The sequence below is a fragment of the Nonomuraea sp. SBT364 genome (assembly GCF_001083785.1).
Taxonomy (GTDB): domain Bacteria; phylum Actinomycetota; class Actinomycetes; order Streptosporangiales; family Streptosporangiaceae; genus Nonomuraea.
Genome location: NZ_LAVL01000255.1, coordinates 1 through 8,999, shown reverse-complemented (window position 1 = coordinate 8,999; position 8,999 = coordinate 1). Strand labels below are relative to the sequence as shown.

Annotated in this window: 10 protein-coding genes; 9 read left to right on the top strand and 1 reads right to left on the bottom strand. The window is 72.0% G+C overall.

Translation table 11 applies throughout. The features are described 5' to 3' along the window. The 9 genes from ADY59_RS45270 to ADY59_RS45230 all read left to right on the top strand — a co-directional run. The coding region (locus ADY59_RS45270) for a GNAT family N-acetyltransferase (protein WP_049576908.1) at positions 1-576 on the top strand (576 nt) is incomplete at its 5' end. A gap of 47 nt (positions 577-623) precedes the next feature. Next, positions 624-1,325, top strand: a complete 702-nt coding sequence (locus ADY59_RS45265) for a GNAT family N-acetyltransferase (protein ID WP_049576905.1) — start codon at positions 624-626, stop codon at positions 1,323-1,325. Between the two features lie 188 nt (positions 1,326-1,513). After that, entirely contained in the window at positions 1,514-2,440 is a 927-nt protein-coding gene (locus ADY59_RS45260) for a GNAT family N-acetyltransferase (RefSeq protein WP_049576903.1), read from the top strand. Continuing rightward, positions 2,437-3,141 carry a PIG-L deacetylase family protein gene (locus ADY59_RS45255; RefSeq protein ID WP_049576900.1) on the top strand — a complete coding sequence of 235 codons (705 nt, stop codon included), beginning with the start codon at positions 2,437-2,439 and terminating at the stop codon, positions 3,139-3,141. Before ADY59_RS45260 ends, ADY59_RS45255 begins: the two co-directional genes overlap by 4 nt. Continuing rightward, complete coding sequence (locus ADY59_RS45250) at positions 3,142-4,749, top strand: ABC transporter substrate-binding protein (RefSeq protein ID WP_049576898.1); 1,608 nt, start codon at positions 3,142-3,144, stop codon at positions 4,747-4,749. Beyond that, positions 4,746-5,717 carry an ABC transporter permease gene (locus ADY59_RS45245; RefSeq protein ID WP_049576895.1) on the top strand — a complete coding sequence of 324 codons (972 nt, stop codon included), beginning with the start codon at positions 4,746-4,748 and terminating at the stop codon, positions 5,715-5,717. The genes ADY59_RS45250 and ADY59_RS45245 overlap by 4 nt, the downstream gene beginning before the upstream one ends. After that, on the top strand, positions 5,714-6,577 hold the full coding sequence (locus ADY59_RS45240; protein WP_053175785.1) for an ABC transporter permease: 864 nt from the start codon (positions 5,714-5,716) through the stop codon (positions 6,575-6,577). The genes ADY59_RS45245 and ADY59_RS45240 overlap by 4 nt, the downstream gene beginning before the upstream one ends. Beyond that, positions 6,574-7,575, top strand: a complete 1,002-nt coding sequence (locus tag ADY59_RS45235) for an ABC transporter ATP-binding protein (RefSeq protein WP_049576894.1) — start codon at positions 6,574-6,576, stop codon at positions 7,573-7,575. The genes ADY59_RS45240 and ADY59_RS45235 overlap by 4 nt, the downstream gene beginning before the upstream one ends. Then, positions 7,572-8,543, top strand: coding sequence for an ABC transporter ATP-binding protein (locus tag ADY59_RS45230; protein WP_197094163.1), 972 nt, complete (start codon positions 7,572-7,574; stop codon positions 8,541-8,543). The genes ADY59_RS45235 and ADY59_RS45230 overlap by 4 nt, the downstream gene beginning before the upstream one ends. Here the strand turns inward: ADY59_RS45230 and ADY59_RS52075 are convergent. Beyond that, positions 8,544-8,999 (bottom strand): hypothetical protein (locus tag ADY59_RS52075; RefSeq protein ID WP_049576892.1); only part of this gene is annotated, 456 nt, incomplete at its 5' end.

Here is an 8,999-nt window from a genome sequence, read left to right as displayed (position 1 = left end):
GGGGAGGGGTCGCCCACCGCGTCGCTGTGGGGGCACGTCCCGTCCGAGGCGGCCGTCTACCTGGAGCCGTACCTGGAGCTGGAGCCCGGATCGCTGTTCGTGGCCGTGGTGGGCGGGCGGCTGGCCGGCTACCTGACCGGCTGCGTCGACAGCTCGAAGTTCCCGGGCGAGGACGAGCTCATGGAGCGGGCGATCAAGGAGCATCGGCTGATGTTCCGGGCCCGGCCCGCCGCGTTCTTCGCGCGCAGCGTCGTGGACGTGGCGTGGGCGGCGGTCAGGAGGCAGCCGAAGCTGTCCGGCTTCGAGGACGCGCGGTGGCCGGCGCACCTGCACATCAACGTGGCACCGGAGGCGCGCGGCACCGGCGCCGCCCAGGGGCTGATGGGGCGCTGGCTCGACCGGCTCAGGGAGAACGGCTCGCCGGGCTGCCACCTGCAGACGCTGTGCGAGAACGTCCGGGCGGTGCGGTTCTTCGAGCGGTCGGGGTTCGTCAAGCACGGGCCGACGCCGCCGGTGCCCGGGATCCGGTACGGCGGCAGGCGGCTGCACCAGCAGACCATGGTGTGGACGGCGTGATCGGCCGGACGGGACCTGGTGGCTGAACAACGCGGGATCATGGCGGCATGCGGAAGACGGTGAAGGAGCAGGTCCGGGAGATGTGGGCGGGGCTGGCCATGGCGCCGGCGGCCTTTCCCGGGCCGGGCGGGGTGCGCGTGGTGGTCTCGCCGGAGTCGGCGCTGTGCCCGGCCGGTTGGGTGGGCGTGGTGGCGCTCGACGGGGCGGTCCTCGCCACGGTGCCCGAGCCGGGGCGGGGGGGGCGGGTGCGGGACGCGGTGCGCGCCGTGGGGGCGGATCTGGAACTGCTGCCCGGGGTGATGCCCGTCACGGACGTGCTCGGTCCGGCGACGCTGGCCTACCTCGACCCTGAGGCGTTCACCCCCGGCGACGGCGGGGCCGAGCGGCTGGCGGCCGATGACGCGGGCGTGACCGCGCTGCTGGACGCGGCCGATCCTGGCGACGTCGGCGAGAGCGGGCTGCGGGAGATCACCTCGGGCGCCTTCGCGGTGCGGGAGGGCCGCGAGGTGGTCGCCGTGGCCGGGTATCGGTCCTGGCCGGGATCGGTGGCGCACGTGAGCGTGCTGACGGCGGCGCACCGGCGCGGCGCGGGGCTGGCCCGGACGGCGGCCTCGGCGGCGGTCGCCGACGCACTGCGGCTGGGGCTGCTGCCGCAGTGGCGGGCCCGCCCGGAGGCGTCCAGGCGGGTGGCCAGGAGGCTCGGGTTCGAGCAGGTGGGGGCGCAGATCAGCCTCAGACCGGCGGACTAGGTCCGGCGGCAGGCAGCGCGTCGCGGGATTCCGGCTGGGGCCGGAATGCACAACATCCCATACTTACCGGACACGAAGGAAAGTTTCAATAGCTCCATAATCCAGGAAAATTTCTGCCCGAAAATCATTGACCACGGGGGTTAACACTCGGAAAGCTGGCGGCGAAGCCCAGGTGAAAGGACCGTCCGATGGTCACTGTCCGAGCGTTCGCCGCGGGGGACGAGGGCTCCCTCGTCGACGCCTGGAACCGGAGCATGCCAGGCGACCCCACGACCGCCGGCTGGCTGCGCGACTGCGTGCTGCTCGACCCGAACTTCGACCCCGAGGGGTTGCGCGTGGCCGTGGTGGACGGCCGGGTGGCCGGGTGCGCGTACGGGGTGCGCCGGCGGACTCCGCTGGCGCCGGGGCTGGACCTGGAGCCTGGGATGGGGTGGATCCCGTTCTTCTTCGTCGCGCCGGAGCACCGGGGGCGGGGGCTGGGGCGGCGGCTGCTGGGCGAGGCGCTGCGGTTCCTGGACGGCAGGACGGTGGACTTCGCCTCCTACACGCCGAACTACGTGCTGCCCGGGGCCGACGCCGAGCTCTACCCGGACGGGTTCCGGCTGCTGGGCGGGATGGGGTTCACGACGCTGTACTCCCCGGTCGCGATGGACCGGACGCTCGTCGGCTACGTGGCGCCGCCCGAGGCGGCGGAGCTGCGGGCCGTCCGCGAGGGCGAGGGGTACGCGTTCCGGTCCCCGGTGGACGGTGAGCTGCCGGAGCTGATCAGGTTCGCGGCGGAGGAGTTCAACCCGGACTGGGGCGAGGCGATCAGGCGCCACGCGAACCCCGAACGCATGATCATCGCCAAGAAGGAGCGCATAGCCGGGTTCGCGCTCTACGGGGCCTACCGGGGGATCGCCGAGCGGTTCGGCCCGTTCGGCGTGGACCCGGCCGAACGCGGCACCGGGCTCGGCAAGATCCTTCTCCATCTCACCATGACCAGGATGCGGGCCGAAGGGCTGCACTCGTCGTGGTTCCTGTGGACCGGTGAGGCCAGCCCGGCCGGTCACCTCTACACCAAGGCGGGCTACGAGGTCACCCGGCGGTTCCACGTGATGAGGCGGCCGGCATGACGCACGTCCTGGCCATCGGCGCCCACGCGGGCGACCTCGACCTGACGGCGGGCGCGGTGCTCGCCCAGCACGTGCTGCGCGGCGACCGCGCGACGCTGCTGCACCTGACGCTCGGCGAGCGCGGCCACCCTCGCATGACGGTCGCCGACTACGCCGGGCAGAAGCGCGAGGAGGCCGAGACGTTCGCCGCGCGGATCGGCGCGGGCGTGCGCTTCCTCGACTACGAGGACGGCCTGCTGCCCGAGGACGAGGACGTCAAGATGCGCGTCGGCGACCTGATCAGGGAGCTGCGCCCGGACGTGATCCTCACGCACTGGGGCGAGTCCATCCACAAGGACCACGCCCGCACCCACCGCATCGTCCAGGACGCCCGCTTCTACGGCGGCCTGAAGACCCTGGCACGCGACCTGCCGGCCTACTGGGCGGGCGAGCTCTACTACGCCGACAACTGGGAGGACGCCGACGGCTTCACCCCGGACGTCTTCGTCGAGCTGGGCGAGGAGGCGTACGAGATCTGGTCGCAGGCGATCACCGGCTACGCCTACGCCAGGGGCGAGACGTACGGATTCCCCTACGTGGACTACTACCGGGCGCTGACGATCGTGCGGGGCGCCCCGGCGGGGTTCCGCCGGGCGCAGGCGTTCGCCGCGCCGAAGGGGTCGCGGAACCTGCGGACGAGCTATTTCGGAAAGGCGTCCTGAATGAAACGCAGCCTGGTGGCCTTGGCGGCCCTGGTCCTGGCGGTGGCGGGGTGCTCCGGCGGCGGCGCCGGGGCCGGGCGGACGGCGAGCGCGCCGCCGCTGATCATCCATGCCATCGACTCGGGGACGTTCCAGGAGAACTTCAACCCGTTCCATCTCGAAGGCGTGAACTTCGGCACCAGCGGGATGATCTACGAGACGCTGGAGTTCTTCAACCGGCTCAAGCCCGGCGAGGTCACCCCCTGGCTGGCGCTGAAGCACGAGTGGTCCAAGGACGGCAAGTCGCTCACGTTCACCCTGCGGCAGGGCGTGAAGTGGACCGACGGCAAGCCGTTCACCGCCGAGGACGTGGCCTACACGTTCGAGGTGATCAGGAAGCATCCGGAGCTCAACAAGAGCGCGCTGGAGCTGAAGGCGACCGAGGTGCTGGCGCCGGACAAGGTCCGGGTCGACTTCGCGTCCACCTCGTACGCCAAGCTGTTCAACATCGCGGGCAACACGCCGATCGTGCCCAAGCACGTGTTCGAGAAGCAGAACCCGGTCACGTTCACCAACCCCGAACCCGTCGGGACCGGCCCGTACACGCTGTCGTCGTTCAACGCGCAGCTGTACGAGATGGCGAAGAACCCGGGCTACTGGCAGCCGGGCAAGCCCGAGGTGCCGGTGCTGAAGTTCCCCGCCTACACGGCCAACGGCGTGCAGACGGCGCTGCGGCAGGGCGAGGTGGACTGGGCGGGCGCGTTCGTGCCCGACATCGAGAAGATCTACGTGCAGGGCAAGCCGGAGACGAACAAGTACTTCTTCCCCGCCGAGGGCGTCGTGGCGCTGCTGCCCAACCTGACCCATCCGGTGCTGTCCAAGCCGGAGGTGCGCAAGGCCATCAGCCTGGCCATCGACCGGGAGAAGATCGTCCGGGTGGCCGAGCGGGGCTACACCCAGGTGGCGCACCCGACCGGTATCCCGATGCCCGGCGGTGAGGCGTACCTGCCGCCCGAGCACAAGGACGCGAAGTTCGCCGTGGACCTGGCCGAGGCCAAGGAACTGCTGAAGGACGTCGACCCGGCGGAGCTGAAGTTCGAGCTGCTGGTGCCGTCGCCGTTCACCGACTGGGTCAACGCCGCCCAGCTCATCCGGGAGGACCTGGCCAAGGTCGGCATCACCGTCGAGACCAGGGGCGTGGCCTTCCAGGACTGGGTGTCGAAGGTCGGCAAGGGCACCTTCGACCTGTCGATCCGCGCCACCCCGGCCGGGGCGGAGCCGTACTTCCAGATGCGCTCGATGCTCTACGGCAAGCTGGCCGCGCCCGTCGGCAAGTCGGCCACCGGCAACTACCAGCGGTGGAAGGACGCCGAGACCGACCGGCTGATCGACGCCTACGCCGCCACCGAGGACGAGGCCGAGCACCACGAGGCCACCCAGGGGCTCGGCCGGATCATGGTGGAGAAGCTGCCGACGCTGCCGCTGTTCTACAGCCCGAGCTGGGCGCAGTACCGGACCGACAAGTACGTCGGCTGGCCGTCCGCGCAGGACCCGTACGCGATGCCGTCGCCCTACACCTCACCCGACGCGGCCGTGGTGCTGCTGCGGCTGAAGCCGGCGGGCACGTGAGGTTTCTCCTCAGGCGGCTCGGGTTCTACCTGCTCACGGCCTGGGCCGCCGTCACGCTCAACTTCCTCATCCCGCGCCTCATGCCGGGCGACCCGGTCGACCTGCTGGTGGCGCGGCTGAAGGGCAACGTCGACCCGGCCGCGATCGACGCGATGAAGCGCGCGTTCGGCATCAGCGACGCGAACCTGTGGCAGCAGTACGTGGACTACCTGGGCAACCTGGCGCAGGGCGAGCTGGGCCGGTCGATCACCTTCTTCCCGACCGAGGTGTCCACGGTCATCGCCGGCAGCCTGCCGTGGACGATCGGCGTGGTCGGCGTCGCCACGCTGATCAGTTACGTTGCGGGCACCGCGCTCGGCGTGCTCATGGCGTGGAAGCGCGGCACCTGGCTCGACGGGGTGCTGCCGGCGGCCACGTTCATGCACGCGGTGCCGTACTTCTGGGTCGCGCTGGCGCTGGTGTTCGTCTTCGGGGTGACGCTGGAGTGGTTCCCCGTCAGCCGGGCGTACGCACTGGACGTCGTGCCGGGGTTCACCGGGGAGTTCGCCGGGAGCGTCCTCTACCACGCGGCGCTGCCCGCGATCACGATCGTGCTGGCGTCGATGGCCGACCGCATCCTCGGCATGCGCAACGTCATGGTGACCACGCTGGGCGAGGACTACGTGGTGATGGCCGAGGCCAAGGGGCTGACGTCGCGCCGGGTCATGTGGGCGTACGCGGCCCGCAACGCGATCCTGCCCAACATCACCAGCTTCGCGCTGTCGCTCGGGTTCGTGGTGGGCGGCTCGGTGCTGACCGAGATCGTCTTCTCCTACCCGGGCATCGGGTCGATGCTGCTCAAGGGCGTGGAGAACGAGGACTTCCCGCTCATGCAGGGCATCTTCCTGGTCATCTCGCTGGCCGTGCTGGTCGCCAACTTCCTGGCCGACCTGGCGTACGTGATCCTCGACCCCAGGACCAGGCAATGAAGATCAAGATCGGGGCGGGGATCCTCGCCTTCTTCGCGCTGGCCGCCATCCTCGGGCCGCTGCTCATCGACGCCGACCCGGCCGCCACCGGCGACGCCGGCCTGCAGGGGCCGTCGGCCGCGCACTGGCTCGGCACCACCCAGACCGGGCAGGACGTGCTGGTCCAGCTCGTCTACGGGGCCCGCGTGTCGCTCGGCGTCGGCGTGCTGTCGGCGGTGATCGCCACCCTGCTCGCCATCGTGGTGGGGCTGGTCGGCGGTTACTTCGGCGGCGCCGTCGACGAGGTGCTGTCGGTGCTCACCAACATCTTCCTGGTGCTGCCCGCGCTGCCGCTGATCATCGTACTGGCCGGCTACCTGCCGCAGCGCGGCGTCGCCTCCGTGGCGGTGGTGATCGCCGTCACCGGCTGGGCGTGGGGCGCGCGTGTGCTGCGCGCCCAGACCCTGTCGGTACGGCGCCGCGACTTCGTGGAGGCGGCCAGGGCCGGCGGCGAAGGGGCGTTCCGGGTGGTGTTCTTCGAGATCCTGCCCGTGCTGCTGCCGGTGATCGCGACCAGCTTCCTGGCCACGGTCGTCGCGGCGATCCTGGCCGAGGCCGGGCTGTCGTTCCTCGGCCTGGCCGACCTGTCCACGGTGAGCTGGGGCAGCATGCTCTACTTCGCGCAGAACGGGCAGGCGCTGCTCATCGGCGCGTGGTGGTGGTTCATCCCGCCGGGGCTGTGCATCGCGCTCATCGGGACCGGGCTGGCGCTGGTCAACTTCGGCATCGACGAGATCGCCAACCCTCGCCTGCGCACCGTCAAGCCCGTCAAGCCCGTCAAAGGCGTCAAGCCGCCGCGTGAAGGAAAGGTGAAGGCGTGAACGTCCTGGAAGTACGCGGCCTCGGGGTCGACTACCAGTCGGCGACGGGTGCCGTGCACGCGGTCGCCGACGTGAGCCTCGACCTGCGGCGCGGCGAGCTCCTCGGGCTGGCGGGGGAGAGCGGCAGCGGCAAGACCACGCTGGCCAACGCCGTCGCCCGGCTGCTGCGCCCGCCCGCCGCGATCACCTCCGGTTCGGTCCGCTACCGGCGCCGCGACGGCACCGAGGCCGACGTGCTCGCGCTCGGGCCGAAGCAGTTGCGCGCCTTCCGGTGGAAGGAACTCGCCGTCGTCTTCCAGAGCGCCATGAACTCCCTCAACCCGGTCGCCACGATCGGCGCGCAGATCGACGACGTGCTGCGCATTCACGCGCCCGGCATGTCGCGCAAGGCCCGCGCCGAACGGGCCGCGGAACTGCTGCGGCGCGTCGGCATCAACGCCGACCGGCGGCGCGGCTACCCGCACGAGCTGTCGGGCGGCATGCGGCAGCGCGCCGCGATCGCCATCGCGCTCGCGCTCAATCCCGAGATCATCATCATGGACGAGCCCACCACCGCGCTCGACGTGGTCGTCCAGCGCGACATCCTGCACGAGATCGGCGACCTGCGCGAGGAGTACGGGTTCGCCGTCGTGTTCATCACCCACGACCTGTCGCTGCTCATGGAGATCTCCGACCGCATCGCCGTCATGTACGCGGGCCGCGTCGTGGAGGTCGGCACCGCGCGGGCGCTGCGCACCGCGCCCCGCCACCCCTACACCGAGGGGCTGCTGCGTTCCTTCCCCCGGCTGCGCGGGCCGCGCGAGGAACTGCTCGGCATCCCCGGCACGCCGCCCGACCTGCGCTCGCCGCCGTCCGGCTGCGCCTTCCACCCGCGCTGCCGGTACGCCTTCGACGGCTGCTCCGACCAGCGGCCGGAGCTGCGGCCGGTGCCGGGCGGCGAGGTGGCGTGCCTGCTCAACGAGGGCACCGGAGCGGACACCGTACGGGAGGCGTCGTGATCGTCCTTGAGGGGCGCAACCTCACCAAGCACTTCACCGCGGCGCGCGGCCGATGGGGCAGGCGGCCGCCGGTGCGGGCGGTGGAGGACGTGTCGCTGGCGCTGCGGGCCGGGCGGGTGAGTGCGCTGGTCGGCGAGAGCGGATGCGGCAAGAGCACGGTCGCCCGGCTGCTGGCCCAGGTCTACCCGGCCACCTCCGGCGACGTGCTGCTGCGCGGCGAGGTCGTGCGGGCGCACCGGGGGCCGGCGTTCCGGTCCTACCGGCGGCAGGTGCAGCTGATCTTCCAGGACCCGTTCGCCTCGCTGAACCCCTTCCACCGGGTCCGCTACCACCTGGCCAGGCCGCTGCGCGTGCATGGGCACGTCAAGAGCGACGCGCACGAGCGGGAGCTGGTCGCCGAGCTGCTCGAACGGGTCAGCCTCACGCCCGTCGACCAGTTCATGGACAAGCTGCCGCACGAGCTGTCCGGCGGGCAGCGGCAGCGGGTCGCGATCGCCCGCGCGCTGGCGGTGCGGCCGATCGCGCTGATCGCCGACGAGCCCGTCTCCATGCTCGACGTGTCGATCCGGCTCGGCGTGCTGCGGCTGCTGGAGAAACTGGCCGACGAGAGCGGGCTGGCGCTGCTCTACATCACGCACGACATCGCCAGCGCGCGCTACTTCGCCGAGGACATCACCGTCATGTACGCCGGACGGCTGGTGGAGAGCGGGCCCGGCGAGGCGCTCACCCAGTCGGCCCGGCACCCCTACACGCGGCTGCTGCTGGAATCGGCGCCGGACCCCGACCGGGTGACGCCGCGCGAACGCCTGCGGCACGGCGAGCCGCCCAGCCTCATCGATCCGCCGGGCGGATGCCGCTTCCACCCCCGCTGCCCGGTGGCGCTGCCGGTGTGCTCGACCACGGTGCCGGGCCGCACCGAGCTCGGCGACGGGCGCTGGACGCACTGCTGGGAGGCCGCCGGGCCCTGATCAGAACGAGCCGCCGCCTCCGCCGCCGCCGTCACCGGGGCTGCCCGAGGGGTTACCGCCGGGCTGATTGACGTGGTAGCCCTGATCGCCGTAGGAGCGGCGGGCGGCCGGTCCGCGCCCGCGCCGGCGGGGGCGGGGGCGGCGGGAACGGCGTTCGACGGTCACCATGACGGCGATCACCGCGGCCGCCATGCCGGCGAACACCCACCAGGTGGCGCCGCGGGTCTCCGTGCCGATCGGGCCGCAGGCGCCGCCCGCCGAGGTCACCGGCTGCCGGCCGGCGCGCAGGTCCGCCAGCACGGCCGAGCCGTCGCCCTCGCCGCGCAGCACCTTGCCGCCGGTCCGCGGCAGGTCGAGCCGGTCGGGCGGGAAGACCAGGTCGAGGGCGAGCGCGTGGGCGCCGGGCACGTGGCGGGCGGTGACCGAGGTCACCCGGCCCGCCCGCCACGTGCCCGG